General features: G+C 54.6%; 14 protein-coding genes and 1 tRNA gene. 7 read left to right on the top strand and 8 right to left on the bottom strand.

Translation table 11 applies throughout. The features are described 5' to 3' along the window. Positions 1-3 precede the first annotated feature (3 nt). Positions 4-1,542: a conjugal transfer protein TraG N-terminal domain-containing protein gene (locus TU81_RS01100; RefSeq protein WP_048392789.1), complete on the top strand. Its 1,539-nt coding sequence runs from the start codon at positions 4-6 to the stop codon at positions 1,540-1,542. Here TU81_RS01100 and TU81_RS01095 read toward each other — a convergent pair. Further along, entirely contained in the window at positions 1,535-1,945 is a 411-nt protein-coding gene (locus TU81_RS01095) for a DUF3742 family protein (RefSeq protein WP_025214497.1), read from the bottom strand. The genes TU81_RS01100 and TU81_RS01095 overlap by 8 nt on opposite strands. A gap of 451 nt (positions 1,946-2,396) precedes the next feature. Here TU81_RS01095 and TU81_RS01090 point away from each other — a divergent pair, with 451 nt between their 5' ends. Beyond that, positions 2,397-2,726: a hypothetical protein gene (locus TU81_RS01090; protein WP_048392786.1), complete on the top strand. Its 330-nt coding sequence runs from the start codon at positions 2,397-2,399 to the stop codon at positions 2,724-2,726. Between the two features lie 131 nt (positions 2,727-2,857). After that, positions 2,858-3,820, top strand: a complete 963-nt coding sequence (locus tag TU81_RS01085) for an ArdC family protein (RefSeq protein WP_048392784.1) — start codon at positions 2,858-2,860, stop codon at positions 3,818-3,820. A gap of 134 nt (positions 3,821-3,954) precedes the next feature. Here TU81_RS01085 and TU81_RS01080 read toward each other — a convergent pair whose 3' ends face one another. Beyond that, positions 3,955-4,149, bottom strand: coding sequence for a DUF7740 domain-containing protein (locus tag TU81_RS01080; RefSeq protein WP_026067412.1), 195 nt, complete (start codon positions 4,147-4,149; stop codon positions 3,955-3,957). Positions 4,150-4,381: 232 nt separating this feature from the next. Between TU81_RS01080 and mobH the strand changes: the two genes are divergently transcribed. Then, positions 4,382-6,103 (top strand): MobH family relaxase, encoded by a 1,722-nt coding sequence (gene mobH / locus TU81_RS01075; protein ID WP_048392781.1) that lies wholly within the window; start codon positions 4,382-4,384, stop codon positions 6,101-6,103. Positions 6,104-6,600: 497 nt separating this feature from the next. Here mobH and TU81_RS01070 read toward each other — a convergent pair whose 3' ends face one another. Next, positions 6,601-7,221, bottom strand: coding sequence for a hypothetical protein (locus TU81_RS01070; protein ID WP_048392779.1), 621 nt, complete (start codon positions 7,219-7,221; stop codon positions 6,601-6,603). A gap of 211 nt (positions 7,222-7,432) precedes the next feature. Here TU81_RS01070 and TU81_RS01065 point away from each other — a divergent pair, with 211 nt between their 5' ends. The 3 genes from TU81_RS01065 to TU81_RS01055 all read left to right on the top strand — a co-directional run bounded on the left by TU81_RS01065 (position 7,433) and on the right by TU81_RS01055 (position 10,745). After that, entirely contained in the window at positions 7,433-8,053 is a 621-nt protein-coding gene (locus tag TU81_RS01065; RefSeq protein WP_048392778.1) for an SLATT domain-containing protein, read from the top strand. Beyond that, the gene (locus TU81_RS01060; RefSeq protein ID WP_048392776.1) at positions 8,046-9,329 is read left to right on the top strand and encodes an SMODS domain-containing nucleotidyltransferase; all 1,284 of its coding nucleotides are present in this window, start codon (positions 8,046-8,048) and stop codon (positions 9,327-9,329) included. Before TU81_RS01065 ends, TU81_RS01060 begins: the two co-directional genes overlap by 8 nt. 111 nt (positions 9,330-9,440) lie before the next feature. Next, entirely contained in the window at positions 9,441-10,745 is a 1,305-nt protein-coding gene (locus tag TU81_RS01055; protein ID WP_048392774.1) for an FRG domain-containing protein, read from the top strand. Positions 10,746-10,890: 145 nt separating this feature from the next. Here the strand turns inward: TU81_RS01055 and TU81_RS01050 are convergent, their stop codons facing one another. From TU81_RS01050 to pgsA, 5 genes are all read right to left on the bottom strand, one after another. Continuing rightward, a complete protein-coding gene (locus tag TU81_RS01050) occupies positions 10,891-13,356 on the bottom strand; it encodes a DEAD/DEAH box helicase (protein WP_048392772.1) in 2,466 nt (821 codons plus the stop codon). Position 13,357: 1 nt separating this feature from the next. Then, positions 13,358-14,158: a hypothetical protein gene (locus tag TU81_RS01045; RefSeq protein WP_048392770.1), complete on the bottom strand. Its 801-nt coding sequence runs from the start codon at positions 14,156-14,158 to the stop codon at positions 13,358-13,360. Between the two features lie 1,339 nt (positions 14,159-15,497). Further along, on the bottom strand, positions 15,498-17,339 hold the full coding sequence (locus TU81_RS01040) for a tyrosine-type recombinase/integrase (protein ID WP_048392768.1): 1,842 nt from the start codon (positions 17,337-17,339) through the stop codon (positions 15,498-15,500). A 222-nt stretch (positions 17,340-17,561) separates the two neighbouring features. Continuing rightward, positions 17,562-17,637: transfer RNA gene (locus tag TU81_RS01035), tRNA-Gly, on the bottom strand. A 62-nt stretch (positions 17,638-17,699) separates the two neighbouring features. Next, complete coding sequence (pgsA, locus tag TU81_RS01030) at positions 17,700-18,260, bottom strand: CDP-diacylglycerol--glycerol-3-phosphate 3-phosphatidyltransferase (RefSeq protein ID WP_007896267.1); 561 nt, start codon at positions 18,258-18,260, stop codon at positions 17,700-17,702. Positions 18,261-18,277 lie beyond the last annotated feature (17 nt).

The raw sequence follows: 18,277 nt of genomic DNA, 5'->3' as shown, positions 1-18,277 counted from the left end.
ACGATGCTCATGAGCGCCAACAGCTACCTGGAGTTTTACCTCTCCCTCCTGGCATGGATCATCAACAACGGTATCTGGAACGTCCTGTCCGATACTGGCCTGTTCGCCGCCCCCTTTGGTGCAATCATCTTGCAAGAATGGTTGTCGGCCCGTCAGCAAGGCGCGGATGAAGGCAACAAAGGATTGCTCTCGGTACCTCGAATCGAGAATCGGCTTTGGCTGGCCTACATTGTCGTATTGTTCGGCTGCGCGCCGGTCTTTCCGCTAAACCTCGCTTCAATGGCGTTCGACGATGCAGCGAGCCAACGCTGCGGTGTCAGCGTGGCCAAGCCAGCGGAAACCGCCTGGGGTACCACTTTCAACACCATCGGAGAACGCTCTGCCAACGTGCCAATCTGGTGGTTTCTGGTGCACGCCTTGAGTAAAGGAGTGACCGCAGCGGCCACCGCCTCCATTCCCTGCGCACCGGACATCCGACAGATGCGCATGGAGATCGACAGTTCTCGCATTGATAACCAAGTGTTGCTACAGGAAGTCGCCGATTTTACTCGCGACTGCTACGGCTATTCCCGCTCTCGGCTGTTCACCAATCGCCCGCAGTTGGACAAGGCACAAAGTCATGATGCGTCCTGGGTCGGCTCAAGCTATTTTCTCGACACTCCGGGCTACTACGACATCGATCGCTCACGGACACCGCGTGTCAGCTGGCCCTATGATGAAACCCGCGATGTTTCATTGCCACGGCTGGAGAATGGCGCAGGCTACCCCACTTGCAAACAGTGGTGGAGTGATAGCGGTATCGGGTTGCGAGCGCGCTTGATCGAGCAAGTCGATCCTTCGCTGCTGACCCAGCTGAAAGGCTGGTGGACTGGCCGCTCAAGCAACGAGATCGAGGATGCCACCCTGCGCGAACTGGTCAGCCCGCGCCAACAATCGATGTCCATGTCGCCCGGACAGGTGTACCAGGACTATGGCTCCAGTGCTCGCGGAGGGTCGATCAATCAGGGGCTCAATAACCTGGCGACCAACACTGGGCTGGCCCTCGGTTCCTTCAGCAACTTCCCGGCGATGAATGCGCTACGCGCCGCCCTGCCCATGGTGCAGGCTTTCCTGATCATGGGCGTCATCATCAGCCTGCCACTGATCCTGCTGGTCAGTACCTACCAGCTAAAGACCGTCATGACGGTGACGTTCGCGCTGTTCACGCTGCACATGCTGACCTTCTGGTGGGAGTTGGCCCGCTGGGTCGACTCCAGCATGCTCGATATCTTGTACAACCAAGTGTCGGCGTCCAATCAGGTGCTGCTGTCGCTGCCCACATCCGGTTTTATGGACGGGACCGTCACGGCACAGGTGATTGAGTATGTGATGGGGGCGATGTTCTTGGTTCTGCCAGGACTATTTCTAGTTGCCATGAGCTGGGCAGGCTACTCAATTGGCAGCAGCCTTGAAGGGATGCTAGGAAGTGCGAGCAAGGCAGCGCATGGCGCGGCAAGCAAAGGCACAGATCAGTTGATGGGAGCTACGAAAAGGATCATCTGACGTCACTACTCGATGATTTGGAATGCCCGATGTAATGGCCGTTGTCGTCGTAATTGCCTAGATAGGAGTTGGCCCCTAAAAAGTCTGGACCTGGATCATTGCCTTCAAGATCCCCATCAATGGCAGCCCTGGACAATAGGAGACCAATCACAGCAATCATCGTTACGACAGAAGCTACCAACCAGAAACCGATAAAGAGCAACCCAAGGATGAGTGCCAGCTTCGTAACCAGAAAGCTCCCACGAACCAATAGCCCACCCGCAGGCATACCTGTCGCCACCGCACGTTTAGCCACACGAGATTCAAATCCTTTCAACCTGCGATAAACACGTTTTACGGACATACCGCATGCATATGCCCAGCGGTGTGCGCGGGAGATCTGAAGTGGCTGCTGAGCCGGCATGGTTGCGCCCTCTTCTGAGCGTGTTCCTGTGGAAATCGAGATTACAGACTACTACTGAAAACCGCCCATGCTTAACCGTTTATCAGCTTACTCGGTCGAAAAACTCTTCACTGGAAGACAGAAGACGCAGCTCGTGCACCAGCGCCTCTATGGCCGTTGACCCATCTATATCATCCAGCTACATAGAGGGTACGGATCGCTGTTATCGACAGCACCTTCCCAGGTAGCCAGAGCCTTCAAAGCTACGTCACTCCGGTGATGGTTCCCCCCAAGTGCGATTAGCGTTCGGTGGCTCGCACGGTCACGCTTCACGGTGATGAACGCCTACTGCTCTCCCGAGCGTCTTTCGAGCTCGGCTCGTCCTAACCCCTCTTGTTTTTCTTCAACCCACCGCGGGGAATTCTTTCCCCCTATGGGACAGGTTTCTTCGCGCTATAAACGGAGGCACCCCATGTCCGACTCACTCACAAGCGAAGCACTGAACACTCTGCGCTTGCCCGTTGTGTTCACTCCAGACGCGTGGCAACACGCAGTATTGCTCGATGGTTCAAATCATCCTGAAAAACTGCAGCTCGATAGGCTGAGCAACATCGTACGCGCAGCCTTCAAAGCTCACCTGGCCGATCCAAACGCACCCTACGTGGTGTTGGAGATAGCCAAGCTCGGCTCAGTGAGTGATGCAGAACATGAACCATTGCTGCAACTGAGCCTCAGCCTACTTCAGGCATCAGACCAACCTAACGCCTTACTGATAGCGCTTGCGGAAGAGCAGCAACGCTAAACGCAAACGGCCATACCTGGCCACTGATCCAACTCAGGCTATACGCAGTCCTGCACCAATCCAACCAATACCCACCGGGGAACCCTTCCCGACGGGAAAGGCGTTCCTCCGTTTTCTCCGAGGAAAATGCCATGCGCAACATCTACCAAGACGTGACTGACAAGATCGTTACCGCGTTAGACCAAGGCGTAGCGCCCTGGATCAAACCCTGGTCCTCAAATGGCTCAACTGACGTCGCTCATCACCAGCCCTATCCCATCAACGCCATTACGCAGCGTCCCTATTCGGGCATCAATTTACCGTTGCTCTGGGCCGAGGCCAGGTTGCAGGGGTTCACTCAAGATCGCTGGCTGACCTTCAATCAAGCCAAAAAAGCCGGCGGGCACATCCGTAAGGGTGAGCACAGCACTCTGGCAGTGCTCTACAAACCGATGGAGCGCGAGGAACAGACCGAATCAGGCCAACCCGTACTCGATGAAAACGGTCAGCCCAAGGTCGCTCACTTCGGCATTCTCAGGACACATTTTCTGTTCAACATCGAGCAAACGGAAGGGCTCGAAACGCTCAACGAAACTTTAATCGAGACGGAACCGAGCGATCCCTTCTTCCCCAACGCTGCTGCAGAAAGTTTGTTGCGAAGTTCGGGCGCAAATATCATTCATCGATTTGCCGACGAAGCCTTTTACCACCCAATCAGGGATCTCATCCAACTGCCGACAAAAGCGCAATTTCACGATCAGGGTGGGTACTACGCCACCGCGCTTCACGAGCTGACGCACTGGACCGGGCACCACTCTCGGTTGCAGCGTGAAGGCGTGACCACACCTTGCCCATTCGGCTCGCCAGGTTATGCATTTGAAGAGTTGATCGCCGAAATGGGGGCCGCTTTTTTATGTGCCTACGCCGGTATACGGGGAGAGCTTCGGCACGAGGGCTATATCGACTCCTGGCTCGGCCTGCTCAAGGCTGACAACCGCGCGATTTTCCGCGCCAGTGGCCAGGCCCGATGCGCTTCGGAGTATGTGCTCAACCTGGAGCAGCAACGGAAGCAGACGGTAATGGATGACTCGCGATGCATGAACGATGGCGCTTGATCGTCACCTCACCGCTGCAAACGCTTCATAGGGTCCAACACGAGTTGGACCCTTTTTCTATGCCCAGAAAAATCCCCACACTGCGGAGCTCTGACGCAAAGAACATGAGGTAACCCCGTAACCGCAGTACGCCGTTACGTATCCAGATTCTCCGCCAGGTAATCCACCAGATCGAGCGGACTCCGGCTGTCGATCACCTTGTAGATAAGGTCACGTTTGCTGCGCGGTAGCTTCTTGACCACGCTCTTCGCCGAGGCCCTGACGGCTTCGTCTGTTCCATGGATACGTGCTGCGAGCAGCAGTATGAGCGTGGCGTCAGTAAGGTTCATGGCAAGACCCGATAAAATTCGCACCGCAGTGTACCGACACTTTCCTTTTTCGTACCAGCATGCGCATCCAACAAAACGGCACCAGGACAAATCGATATTCCGATTGCCGCATAAAGGGGTACACGGCAAAAGGACAAGCAAGGGTCGGAAGGGGAATGGGGATTCAAGGGTAAGAGCCCTATCCGAAAAGGCTAAAAGGCCACTGACTCTGCCAGTTCCCGGGAGGACCATGATGCTCAGTCTGTTTCGGCACAAAAGGCAAAAGCCTCCTCCTCCACCAACCGGAAACGTCGCCGATGGGTACCTGCCCATCGAATCGTCCCAGAGCTTGTTAGCAGCCGAGCACCGCCGCCAGTTGCTTGATCGCATTTGGCAGTACACCGCCCTCTCCCATCCGCAATTCAGCCAGCTCTATATAAATCCGATCCATCGATACGCCGAGCTGGTCCAGCAGCTTCCAGCCAGCGAGACGCACCACCATGCTTATCTTGGCGGCATGCTCGACCATGGATTGGAGCTGGTCGCTTGTAGTTTGAAATTGCGTCAGTCCTATCTGCTCCCCACGGGTGCTGCGCCCGAAGACCAAGCCGCCCAGACCGACGCCTGGTCTGCTGGCATCGCCTATGGTGCCCTGCTGCATGACATTGGCAAGATCGCCGTGGACCTGCTGGTCGAGCGCCAGGATGGCCGTGTCTGGCATCCTTGGCAGGGATCCCTGGATCAGCCGTATCGTTTTCGCTACCTCAAGGGTCGCGACTACCACCTGCACGGCGCGGCCGCAGGCTTGATCTATACCCAGATTCTTGACTGCCCGATCCTCGATTGGCTCAGTGGGTTCCCATCGCTCTGGGCCAACCTGCTGTATGTCCTGGCGGGCCAGTACGAACGTGCCGGCGTGCTCGGTGAGTTGGTGATGCAGGCCGACCGCGTTTCTACTGCGCAGAACATCGGTGGTAACCCGAACAAGGCGCTGCAAGCACCGATTCATTCGCTGCAACATCACTTGATCGGCGGACTGCGTCATCTAGTTCTGAACGAGCTGAAACTCAACCAGCCAGGTGCCGCGGGATGGCTGACCCAGGACGCACTCTGGCTCGTCAGCAAGACGGTCACAGACAAGCTCCGGGCCTATCTGCTGTCGCAATCGATTGAAGGGATTCCCTCGTCCAATCTCGCGGTGTTTGACGAGCTGCAATCGCATGGATTGGTTGAGTCCACGCCGGAAGGCAAAGCCATCTGGACCGCGCTTGTGGCACAGGGAAATTGGCAGCAGAGTTTCACCTTTCTGCGCCTTCAACCCGCACTGATTTGGGGAAACGAAGACCGGCCCAAAATTTTCAGCGGAACAGTGACCATGGTAGTCGATGACCACCCGACTGACGCTCCGGTATCACCACCAGTGCCCAAGGCAGGCGGAACAGGATCACATCAAAACCAATCGCTGGAAGATTCACTAGCGATGGATGCCGATTACCTCGGAACGTTGCTGAATATGTTCGAATTGGCAGAGCCCGAGACTCCTGAATCACCACCCGAAAGAGCTCTTGAAATCCGAAGCTCCCCTTCGGACAACCCCGGTCGGGCATTCCTGAAATGGGTCAAGGAAGGCATCCAGAGCCACAAGCTGATCATCAACGACAGCAAGGCTAAAATCCACACGGTGAGCGGCAGCGTGCTATTGGTCACACCAGGTCTCTTCCAACGCTATGTGCAGGAGTTTCCTGGTATCTCACAGGATTTCGATCAAGAGATTGAAGAATGGCGTTGGGTGCAGAAGCAGTTCGAAAAACTGAAGGTCCACAGGAAACGAGACGATGGCTTGAACATCTGGATCTGTCATGTCGAAGGTCCTCGGAAGAAAGCAAATCTTAAAGGTTATTTGCTCGAGACCCCGGCGTTGTTGTTCAATATTGTGCCGGCCGATAATCCTTTTCTTAAAATCGTAAATGCTTAGATTTCCATAGAAATCTATTGGATCCTACGACATTCTGCACCGCGAGTATTAGGACTGCCGAACTCATGGCCGGCCACAATACTGTGACGCCGTTGCAGTTTGAGAGACCGCATACTACAGCCTACACCGACGCGGTGAAATTATGACAGCGTGCCCCGGTTTGACACAGGGTCGGCCAGGGGGGGCTCCGTCTCTCTTCGCCCCCTTTCTATCTCATCCCTGAACCCGCAGATGATCACTAGTAAGGATGTTTGTCCACGCAGTCCTGAAGTCTCGCAACGCCTGGTTCGATGCTGGCTTCCCACGGAAAATCATTGGTGAGCTAGGCTCGTGCCAAGCTCACAGCCAAAAGCGCGCATTCGCACCGAAGGAATTGTCAAACACAAATGACTTTGTATTTGATGACGGTATGGCTACAGAAGAGCTCACCTTTAGCGATCCATTGAGTCTCCTGTTTTGCTCTCACCATCAACCGAGCTGGGTGGAAAAAACAAGTCTCAGATGGATAGGCGTTCTTCTGGCAGAGATTCATACCGAATCACACCTCGTGCCCATAGATCGCCTTTGCGAGCGGCCCTCCGGATGGATGAAGGCGAGATCACGAGCCACTTCCCAATTTTCGGCTTAACCAAAGGCCTCCCCATTCGGGCGTGACAGGCCGCAAGGAACGGCTCCATCTTTTCGATGATATGCGGTGCGAGCTGGGCTACCTCCGACGATGCATAGCTGGCTTCGGGTGCATAGGTCAGTCCTTTCGGAAAAGCGTACGCTGTATCCCAAAATACTGCCGGCATTTCGCACGCTAAGAAACCTGCACCCGCAGGTAGGTAGTACGTACCCAAGTCGATAATCGAGCCATCGAGTTCCACCCAATAATGAGAATGCTCGCCGGACTCAGATGCATACCCGTGAACGAAGCCCCTTCGCTGATCCTGCGAAACCACAAAGGCTGAAAATCTACCCCCCAGCACCTCAGGGCTATGTCCCAGCGACTGCAAGAGACTGTGCACACCAAAAGATGCATACAAACATCGTTTGTAGTAGTCATCGGGAAACTGGGCCTTCAGGCATCTATCTACTACACAGAGAACGCGCTCAACAACCGTAGCATCGACCAAAGCAAGCTCCTTCTCGGATTTGGTGCTCGAAGATAAATATAGTGGCCATTACATGACATAACATGACTAAAATCCACCCCGGCACCTGACGGATCGCCTTGCGCTGGAACGCCGAATTACCACGCCCAGCGCAACATGCGACGTCAGGGCCATCTATATACCTCTCTCAGCGGTAGCAGGCGACTGATGAGACTCTCTGCAGGTAAGCTATATGGATGAGCAGGTTGCGCTGAAGTTGATCGCCGAGAAGGCCTATGACGTCGGGTACTCCGCCAAACTTCACTTCTCCACCTACGACATTGTGGAGAAAGCTCCAGGCTGGATCGGCCTGATCTCCCTGGTGATTGGCGTGCTAGCGCTCTACATCGATTTCTTGGCGGCAAAACACATCTCGGCGCTCATTACGGTGATCGGCATCTGCAGCCTCTACATCACCTATTACGGCGATACCAAAGAGCAGTATTTCCAGGCTGGGAACAAGCTGACGCAGTTGCTGGATCAGCTGAAGAGCATGTCTGCCCGGTGCAAATCCAATCACCAGTTCACCTCCGCCGATCAAGCCGAACTGGATCAAATCACCACCGATTTCCGCTCAGCCTGTCAGAGAAAGCACATCCTGTTCTCAGGCTGGCTTGCTCACAAGAAATTCTTCTGGGATCAACAGGTCGACTGGATCGCTGAGCACCGTGAGTTTTCGTTTTTCAGGGACAAGATCCCGTTTTCCGTTTACGCGCTAATTGTGGTGGTTCTGATCGCTTATGCCGGCGGGTCATGGCTTGCCGCGCATCCAGATCTTCTGCTCTCCCTAAAGGACGCTTGCACCCATGAGTAAAGAGCTTTTTGAGCAATTTCGAAGAAACCTGGCCGTCAAGAACGCCGACGAGATCTCCAAAAGCTACCGGCAGATCACCGAGAAACTGAACGGAAAATACTACGACAGTGCCTCAGACATCCTCCACTGCCGCCAGGTCGGCTCGTACGGTCGCCATACCGCCGTCCACGGCGTAAGCGATCTGGACATGGCGTTCGTGCTGCCATGGTCGGTCTACGATCGCTTCCAGCGTTACGAAAATAACAAACAGTCGGCGTTACTCGGAGAGATACGCCTAGCCCTGAAGGAGCGCTTTCCTAATCATGAGGTCAGGGCTCAGCAGCAGGTAGTGTCGATCAACTTCACGGATTACGTGGTCGAGGTGCTACCTGCGTTCGAGCATGAGGATGATAGCTACACTTATCCGGATGCGAATGACGGGGGCAACTGGGAAACCTGCAACCCGGTCGCTGAAATCGATGAGATTAACGCGCTGAACCAGGCCAAAAACCATAACCTCAAGCGCCTATGCAAAATGGTGCGGGCCTGGAAGAACGACCACGGCGTGCCGCTTAAAGGGATGATGATCGACACTCTCTGCTACCAGTTCCTCAAGAACACCGCAGACTACGACGCCAACTCCTATTCCGCCTACGGCGAAATGACTCGGGATTTCTTCGCATACCTGGTGGATATCGACGAGGACAAGGAGCAATGGCGTGCGCCTGGAAGCGGCTCGATCGTCACGAAGTCAGGTAACTTCCACCCCAAAGCCAAGAAGGCCCTGAGGCGTTTACAGGAGGCTCTGGACGATGCTGAGGTTGCCCATGAGCGGTGGAGCACTGTCTTTGGCGAACATTTCCCAGAGTATGTCGAGCAGGAAAAGAAGCAGGCGATAGCGGAAAATCGCGTCAAAAATGGCGAACAGTTCATTGGCCGAAAATTCAGCCTCGACATCCAGTACACCCTTCGTATCGATTGCTCGGTCAAAAATGAGGGTGACCGACTTCGCAACCTCATGTCACGCGTTATGACCTACCGGATCCCGAAACAGCGTGAGCTGACATTTTGGGTAGCCGAGATCGATGTGCCGCCACCTTATAAAATCTACTGGAAGGTGAAGAATCTCGGCCCGGAGGCCATCGAGCGGAACATGATTCGCGGGGAAATCCGTATCGACAGCGGCCACCATCAAATCACCGAGCACTCAACCTTCCAAGGCGACCATTACGTGGAATGCTATGCGGTGAAAGACAACGTGTGCGTTGCCCGCAGCCGAATCATCGTGCCGATATGAGTACTGTCGAAGTGTTTCAGGAGACAGTCCGCACTTACGCAACTTTTTGCGACGAAACTACAAAGCACTGGTAAAAAACAATGCCATACGCTATCGGCGAGGGAGGCAGCTTTGAAGCAATATGCAGCGAATAGCGTCGACGAGTTAAACCAGCTCCTTGGGACCTTCGGTGAGGATATTTTGTTTCGTGGCCAGATCTCCCATTACGGTGAGGTGGGAGCCCCCTCCATAGGAACGTCCTTCGACAGGAAGGGGTGCATACCGAGCGAAATGCTCAAGTGGTGTCGCTACTCCCAAGGCGTGTTGGATGCCTACATCGCCCAGCACCGATCAGACTTTGCCTACCAGCAGGCCCTCCTTCAGCACTACGGGTGGCGTTCGTTTTACGTCGATTGCACTTCAAGTGCAGCCGTAGCCGCATGGTTCGCCAGCCACAAATACAGTGAAGCAACCACGCTGGAGCTGTGCGAGGACTGTGACGAGGTGGCGGTGATGGTCAGAAAGCGCATGGCCCGCTATGCACCTGTGATCGGCACTGGCCATCTGTATGTGCTCAGTAAGCAGGCCGCCAATCATGTAGGCCTAGTCAACTTGGCTACGTTGACGGTTGAGGGCTACAGGCCGCGCACCGTGGCTCAGTCAGCTTGGCTTCTTGGCCCTCTGCACAATCCGATTCCACAGAATTGCTATCTCGCACAAATCACTGTCCCGAGCGACGTTCTGCAGGCGTATGCCGCTGCCCGTGGCTTAACCGACACGAACACGCTCTTCCCCTCTCCCGCAGACGATCCGATCTTAAGATCACTGCTGGGCTTGCCGTGGGAGGAGATCAAGTTTGAAGCAAGCCTCAAAAATCTGCCTGCGTTCAAGCGAGCACTGGAGCTTCCGGAGTACCATCCAAGCTTAGTGAAAATCGCAGGTGCGCAAACGGCGTTCTATCGTGGTGCAAGGATTCTGGATACCCAGGATTCGATTGATGGTAACCCTCACAGTGGAATCTTCGTCGAAATCCCGGACATGGTGCTCTATGGCTCAGCCGACCCGAGCAAGCCCCTTCGCTTCCCTGAAATCGAGAAGCTAATCAACGAGAATGGCACGGTAGCATTCGAAGCAGACACGTTGATCAAGCATCCAACCCTAGATCACCTGACGCTCTACCAGAAGGGCGTCGGCGTCATACCTCGCGGGCCCGACCTATTTGAGGTTTGTGAACTCACCGTCAACCACCCAGGGCTCCGACTGAGCGGCGCCGGCTTCATCACGGGCTGGACATATCGGAGGCAGGCAAGCGGAGTGTGGACACGGGAAGCGCAGACCACAGATTGCTCATGCGGCAATCCCATCGTCCATGCACAGCACATCAGCGCACTGCACATCGCCGAAGAGTTCCTGAGAGATCCCAAAGGCTTCAATTGACGAAGCTCGTGCACTCAGCCGTGCCGATCACTAAGGAGCACGGACGGCTAGCCTCGACCAATGTCGGGATGAATCTCGACTCATCGCTGTACCCGACTCACTACGCTATCCTGATCAAACTCGCAGGCGCTTCCAAAATCTTCAATCAGATGGGTTTGAGGTTCATCTTGGCTTCAAAAATCAGCAGATCGCTTTCCTCGTTGGTGATCATCATGTTGACTAGGCGAGGGCTCACTTCGATCTCGCCGCCGAGCGTCGCACGCACAGTTTCGGGATACCGTTCGAGCATCAGATCCGCCAGGCCATGGCTGTAACCATCGCGGATGAGCTTGATCTTGGTGTCATCCGCAGTGCCGTATTTGATGAGTTTGTAGAACCCTGGATCCAGGGCGCCTACCCCATTCAGCACCTCGACGAACTTGAAGATCTTGTTGTCGAAGAAATCGTCCTCGTCCTTGAGACGGACGATTGCCAGGTTAATACGCTCGCCGTCATCCTTCTGGGAGATCCTTACCCAGTTCTCGTACTTGCTGTCGCGATATTTGGTATCACCCCATTTACCCACGAACACGTGATCGCTATGGCTAGTCTCGACCAGCTTTTTCCAGTACGCGAGCGTCTGTCGGATCGTCTGCTTGACGCTGAGTTTCTTCAGCTTCCAATCCAGGATCATGGCGTAGAAATTCCGGGCAGGCTCTTGCTTGAGACGCACCAGGTCGCTGTACTCTCGGCTGTTGTCGAAGTGATCGACGAACGATTTGGAGATCGCAAGCATCAGCCGGTCAACGGTGTTGATGACGCCGTTCGCCTCGATGCCTCGCCTGATCTTCCGTTCAATAGCCTCCTCCTCTGAGAACACGTCAATTTCACTGACACTGTTCGCGATTAGGAGCTTGCCCACCTGAGTGGTAACGTACCGACACTCTCGATCTTTAACCACGCCAGGATGCAGATTCTCAAGACGAGCCACGGCGTCGTCGTAGAGAACCGACACCTTCCCATCGATGATCTTGGTGGCTTCAAGCAGAACGTTGCTGACAGTGTCCTTGACCACCTTTGTAACGTTGACGGATTTATCGTAGAAAGTCTCAAGCGCTGCATTGTCGCGGGTGTAGCCATTTACGCCCAACAGGTAGATGCTGGACTCCAGCTTTCTCAACGCAGCCTTAGCTCCAGGCGCGAAGACCTCACTGAACCGGTTGACGCGTCCGACCAGGTTCTTGAATTGAGATGGCGTCAGCTTTTGCTTCCCTTTGAAAAAATCAAAGACGAAGAGTCGTTCGATCGGCAGGTTCACCCCTTCCAGAAGCGTGGAGTTGCAGACCAAAAACCTCATCTGCTTGGAGCTGCTGAACAGGTTCTCCAAGTAAAGACGGATGGTGTCAGGGATCGAACCATGGTGGTACATAACCCCTTTGCGCAGGCAGCCGATCAGTTTGTAGCGTCGGTCAAAAAGCTCTTCTAGCTCGGCACAGGCGGTCTGGATCAGCGGACAATCTACGAGCGGCAGCACGGCTGCCAGTTCAACCGCAAATGACTCAATGCTTTTTTTCCTGTTGCCGTAAACGATGTTTTTGGACAGTGCTTCGCCTTTGATGAGCTCGAAGCAGTTGGCATACCTCCGATCGAATTCCATCCAGTCATTCAGGAAATGGTCGTAGAGCTTGAGCTTCGTCTGGCCCCTCCCTGCCCTAAAATCCTTAATGTAGAAGCGCTCAGACTTGATGTACTCGTCGATCTTGAATCCGCTCGGGATCATGTCCAAGAAGCGCACACGGACATTGAGTTCATCGCATAGGAAGGGAGTCAGGAACTTGAATGATGTTTCCGGATTACGAGCCCCCAGGATGCACAGCATGGCAGCCAGTAATTCACTTCTGCGGTCGCTCTGCAGCAGGTTGTGGGCCTCGTCGACGAAGACCATATCGAAGCTCAGCCCGGCGTTCTCGTTCAAGAGCCTGTTGAGCCGCTCCTGGGTCAGGACAAATGCCCTGTTCTTCCGCTCAACCGAATACATCTCGGGGTGGGTCACCACCTTGCCCAGCCCCTCAATGTCCGCGTAGATCAACCGTTTTTTCGTCTGGGCCAGCAGAGCCTTAGAAGGCACGAGGATCAGGATCCGCTGCCCTGGATTTTCCCTCACCGATTGGATGATGAGCTCAGATTTACCGTAACTGGTCGGAGCAACCACGACTGACGACTTACGGTACTCCGACTGAACAAATGTCCGCAGGGCATCCTGTTGCTCAGTCAGCACGATGCCTTGATCACGGAAGGTATCGATGTAGCTGCCCACGATGTTTCGGATGAACGACTCGCTGCGGTGATCATCCTCGGAAAAGTAGCTGCTGATTACTGCTGAGACAGGGTGCAGACCACTGTTGAGTGCAACATCGTACAGCGCCTGGTACTGACCCGAAGCGTTACCGTAAAACAGGATAATGCGGTAGCCGAGACGCCGAATTTCGAGGGTCTTGTGGTTAAGGAGCAGCACGGCGATCGCCAAAAGTTTCACAATCTCTGTGTTACCCAGTTCGTCTCCCTTGAGGAGTTGGAAATACAGATCCTTGAACTTGGTGTTGCCCAGTTTCCTGATAGTCAGCTCTTCCATGCTACTGCTCCGCCTCCTGCCTCAAAAACTCTTCCAGCTTTTCCATGGTGCCTTTGTGGAGGGACAGCACCCACACCGTTTTGAACACAGCTTCAGCTACCAGCTTGGTGGTGAAATTTGACACGGTATTTTCGGCGATAGCCTGGGACACTTCGCTGAACAGGGCAGAGACCAGAAACACATTGTTGTCCGAAGCACTCGCCCCGTCTTCTTCAGCCAAATCACCTTCCATCTCCAAGATCTCAATAACCGAGTCCCGGTAATTAGCTTTGTTGTGGATCGCATTTTTCGCGGCATTGATCGCGTTAAGCCAGTGATTGAGCTCCGGCTCAGCCAAACGCCTCTTGAGGTCATCCCGAGCCAAACGCAATTGCGCACTTGTGGCCGAGCAAGAAGTCTTGTCCGCCCCTCTGCCGCCCGACTTGACCTCGGTGATCCAGACGTTGTTGGTTGAGGTCTCGTATAGGAGGAGATCGAAGCCCTTCCGGATACTCTTCTCTTCCATATTGAAGAACGGGGAGACCACATCGAAGTTGGGGAAGAGCTTCAGAATGATGACGTGAGACAGGAGCTCACCCAGCATACCAATCCGGGTTTCCCAAGTTTTCTTGGAATAGCGCTCGTTCCAGAAGTGCTTAATCGTCGCAGAGTATTTGTAGATCGCCCTGTCCTTGCTGGCCTGATCAGCACCATGGCAGATACGGGTGAGGTTTTCCCTCAGCGCGAGCTTAAGCTCATCAGAAAAATTCTCGACACAACACAGCGCATACTGGTCTACCTGCTTGAAGCTCACGCCATCCATAACACTTCCTACAAACACTAAACCGCAGAATCCTCTTGCGGTTGCTGCGCGCGATCAATGATCCCGCCCTGAATAAGGGTAGGCACCAGCTGAGCAGCCGTGCGCGCGAGTGAGATCTAGTCAGGGATGACCGATAGCGGCACTGTGCCAGCGTTACCGCAAGTTAACGTGATTGACGGGACCGGTAAACAAGATCGGAGACTATTTTTGGTGCAAATCGTCGGAGTTTGCGTAACAGCTGTATAAATATCCAATTGTTCGTAGGTCAATCAGCGTCGGACTGAAAGATACGCAGCACTGTAGACAGCCCCATCCAACGCCGCTGGTCATTCCCGACTGAGAGGTAGGCAGCGTGAGCCACTCCCCCGCACTTATGAACTACTGAAAGCCATCTGAATCCATCTGGCTCTGTCGGAAATCGCCACTCGCGAACCTGATGCACTGGGGCAAAATTGGGGGCACATTTGAATTTTTTCCGCCTGAAAATACCTTCCTAGAGCCAAGTCAAAATGTTTTTCGGATATAACGACCTTGACTGTATTTACAGGCTTGGGATTCATCAAGCTTTCCGACGGGCTCAGCATCAACCTCAATCACGTAAGGACGGCATCCATAGCTCTAGCAATTAGGTTAATGCGTGTGATCGCGGCCCGAGCTTCCATCACCAGGAAGTTGATAGCCCCCATCGAAAAGAACCTCCGCCGTGGGAAGCATGTGCTATCCGATGACTCTACCGGAGTCTGAGCGACTGTCCGGATCACCTCACCAGCAATAGAAAGCTCCGCGCTCCCTACAGCCGTAACCCGAAGCTTGCCTTGCGGAATGTCCAGATAGGCAACCCACTGATGAATGTCTTCGCATCTTCAGACTCTCGAACGCCATCTGAGACGGCATACCGAGATCCACGATATCCGTGGGAGTAAATGTGGGAGTAATTTTCAGATATGAAAAAGCCGAACTGATTAGAGTTCGGCTAAGTCATTGAATTAAATGGTCGGGACGGAGTGATTCGAACACTCGACCCCTAGCACCCTATACGAGGGGTAGATTAATTCCATGTTTATCCGCCGGCCGTATCTGCCGAACGCATAAAAAACCCGGCACGAAGCCGGGTGATTACCCGCCCCTCAAAAACACAGCCCCCAAATGAGAGGGATGGAGAGCTGATAAGAGAACGCGGGAACGGGATATTGCCAAATGGTGTCTTCCTGCGCAATAGAATCCTCTAGCCGACCAACTCCGAAACATCAGGCGACGTGTGTAGTCCACGCATTCAGGAGTAGCGCTAGATGACCCCAAGGAAGCAGCCACATTCGTTATCACCGCACGAGACAGCACCTCAGCTTGAGCCTAGGGCACTGCAAACGATCCGCGCGGTTACATCGAAATTCTCCTTAGTAAGCACATCGATTGGCGCGCGACCTTTTAATCGCTCATGAGGTTTACAAAGGGCGCCATAAAGCCTCCACCCATCAACATCCGGAAACCGCGCTAACGCAGCAAGTACCAACTTGTGCCGCAGTGGATCAAGCTGCCAATCAGGAATGCGCTGACCGCGATTCCCAAGGCTCAGAGACAGCAGGTGCCGAGCCTTGATATCGCGGTTGATCTGATCTCGGGATTTGCCTGCCAGCTTGGCGAAGACAAGCAGCGGCAGACTACTCGAAGCTTCATAAGTGGCGAGCATCTCGGCGCGCTGACGTTGTATGTCTGATACCTGGGGTTCGCGCAGCTGTCCAGTCTGCGTTGGAGCAGGTAGGACAGGTGGATGCTGAGCCGCATTAAGGACCGGTTCGTTGCTGATGGACATTGTGGAGACTGGGACGGTCGTCGCGGGGGAGCCGCTGTTGTACAGAACGGCGTTTGCGTTCGCGTTTTCCAACGAAGGTAACGAAGCTGCCCCCTCTAAACGAATAGTCAGCGGAGAACTTGCCGCTTTTAGCTGGCCCTGCCCCCATAGATCCAGACGGTTCGCCCAATCCTGCATCATGGTCCGGCGCTGCTCGACGTACTCCGCGTGGTTGTAAGCCGCACTCACCTTATCCGGATCAGCATGAGAAAGCTGAGCATCCACCCACACCTTCGGGTAGCCGATCTCGTTCAGCGCCGTCGAGATCGTCGCCCTCATCCCATGACCCGTGAGTTGATCGGCGTACCCCATCCGGCGTAACGCGCCGTTCAGCGTGTTTTCGCTGATGCGCTTGCTCAGGTCGCTTCGATGCGCAAACAAGTAGCGCTGTGCGGGGACAACCTGGTCCAGCAAGTGACGCACGATCTCCAGCGCCTGAACCGACAGCGGGACAATGTACGGCGGCACATTTTGAATCTGCTTACCTGGCTTCCGCATCGCTAGCTGGAGTTGTTTCACCACTTCCGCCGGTATGACCCACAAGCGCTTCTCCAGATCGAACTGGTCTGGTGTCGCCAACCGCAACTCGCCCGTGCGGACACCGGTCAGCAGCAACAACCGAAGGCCAAGCCGCGTTTGGCTGGCGCCACCGTAATTTCGAAGAGCAACCATCAATCCTGGGAGCTCGTCCATTCGGAGAAATGGATTGTGCGTAACAGGAGGTTTGGGAAGTGCCACCACATCAAGGTCTGAAGCCGGGTTGTGTTCCAGCCCCTCGATTTTCACCAGCGCATAGCGGAACAATTGGTTGAACCAGGTCCGGCATTTTTCGGCGGTCGTTAAGGCCTTGCGCTGTTCGATCCTGCTCAGTAAATCCAGCAGATCGTGACGATTGATATCGTAGATAGACCGCCCGCCCAGGCTGGGCAGGACGTCTTTATTGAAGATTCTCAATATCTGCGAGAGCGTGCTTTGACGCCCTTCCTTCAGGCTCAGCCTGCGGAACTCCACCCACTGATTGAACACAGCCTCGAAGGTGTGCTCCTTCGCAGCATGAACAGCAAGCCGCTGTTGTTTGCGATGCTCATAGGGATTGATGCCTTGGGCAACCAAGGTACGGGCTTCATCACGACGGGTACGGGCTTCTTTAAGCCCAATTTGGGGATAACTACCGAGGGACATGCGCTTCTGCTTGCCCGCCCAGTAGTAGCGGAAGAGCCAGACTTTGCCGCCTCTGGCCGTCACATTGAGTGTGAGACCATCACTGTCGCCGAGGGTGTAGTCATTACCGGTGATTCGGGCGTGCCGAACTGTCATTTCTGAGAGTGCCATCGCGAGCTCCTGAACAGAGTCAGGGCCAGATGCTCGTCTCGTTGCGCAAACTGCTCCAGCAACAAACCGATTCAGTGCTCGTCAGAATTCTGGACTCAATTCTGGACTTAAACGCACCGGATAGTGCTGGATTTCAGTGGTTCCCGCTGGAACGAAAAAAGGGCCTAAAGGCCCTGATTTCAATCACTTACAGAATTCAGTGGAACTCCGTAGCGCAATATTTGGAGCGGGAAACGAGACTCGAACTCGCGACCCCGACCTTGGCAAGGTCGTGCTCTACCAACTGAGCTATTCCCGCGTCTTGGTGAGGCGCATTCTATAGAATCCAGATGCCCCGTCAACCCCTTGATTCAAAAAAGTTTATTTCTTTTCCACGTCCGTCTTCAGATGCGGCCAGGCAGCCCGCAAGTATTGGACCATGGACCATAACGTCAGACCAGCAGACACCAGCAGCAAGGCGTACCCCATCAGGACCCAGAAGCTGAAGCTAGACGGATTGGCCAGCAGGATCACCAGCGCCAGCATTTGCGCGGCGGTTTTCCATTTGCCCAGGTTCGACACCGCTACATGGGCGCGGGCACCGAGTTCGGCCATCCACTCGCGCAGTGCCGAGACGACAATTTCGCGACCGATGATAACGGCGGCCGGCAGCGTGAGCCACAGGTTGCCATGCTCTTGCACCAGCAGAACCAGGGCAACGGCGACCATCAGCTTGTCCGCAACAGGATCGAGGAAGGCCCCGAACGGTGTGCTTTGTTCCAGACGTCGGGCCAGATACCCGTCGAGCCAGTCGGTCGCGGCGGCAAAGGCAAAGACCGAAGCGGACGCCAAATAGCTCCAGTGGTAAGGCAAGTAAAACAGCAAAATGAAGATCGGGATGAGCAGGACGCGTAGAACGGTAATCAGATTAGGGATATTCATCGGCACAACTGGCTACG

Source organism: Pseudomonas lini (genome assembly GCF_001042905.1).
Lineage (GTDB): Bacteria > Pseudomonadota > Gammaproteobacteria > Pseudomonadales > Pseudomonadaceae > Aquipseudomonas > Aquipseudomonas lini.
Note: the sequence above shows the minus strand (reverse complement) of the source record. Positions and strands in the feature narration are given on the sequence as shown.

Coding starts and splice junctions, on each gene's coding strand:
- TU81_RS01100 (WP_048392789.1), top strand. CDS start 4: ATGCTCATGAGCGCCAACAGCTACCTGGAGTTTTACCTCTCCCTCCTG.
- TU81_RS01095 (WP_025214497.1), bottom strand. CDS start 1,945: ATGCCGGCTCAGCAGCCACTTCAGATCTCCCGCGCACACCGCTGGGCA.
- TU81_RS01090 (WP_048392786.1), top strand. CDS start 2,397: ATGTCCGACTCACTCACAAGCGAAGCACTGAACACTCTGCGCTTGCCC.
- TU81_RS01085 (WP_048392784.1), top strand. CDS start 2,858: ATGCGCAACATCTACCAAGACGTGACTGACAAGATCGTTACCGCGTTA.
- TU81_RS01080 (WP_026067412.1), bottom strand. CDS start 4,149: ATGAACCTTACTGACGCCACGCTCATACTGCTGCTCGCAGCACGTATC.
- mobH (WP_048392781.1), top strand. CDS start 4,382: ATGCTCAGTCTGTTTCGGCACAAAAGGCAAAAGCCTCCTCCTCCACCA.
- TU81_RS01065 (WP_048392778.1), top strand. CDS start 7,433: ATGGATGAGCAGGTTGCGCTGAAGTTGATCGCCGAGAAGGCCTATGAC.
- TU81_RS01060 (WP_048392776.1), top strand. CDS start 8,046: ATGAGTAAAGAGCTTTTTGAGCAATTTCGAAGAAACCTGGCCGTCAAG.
- TU81_RS01050 (WP_048392772.1), bottom strand. CDS start 13,356: ATGGAAGAGCTGACTATCAGGAAACTGGGCAACACCAAGTTCAAGGAT.
- TU81_RS01045 (WP_048392770.1), bottom strand. CDS start 14,158: ATGGATGGCGTGAGCTTCAAGCAGGTAGACCAGTATGCGCTGTGTTGT.
- TU81_RS01040 (WP_048392768.1), bottom strand. CDS start 17,339: ATGGCACTCTCAGAAATGACAGTTCGGCACGCCCGAATCACCGGTAAT.
- pgsA (WP_007896267.1), bottom strand. CDS start 18,260: ATGAATATCCCTAATCTGATTACCGTTCTACGCGTCCTGCTCATCCCG.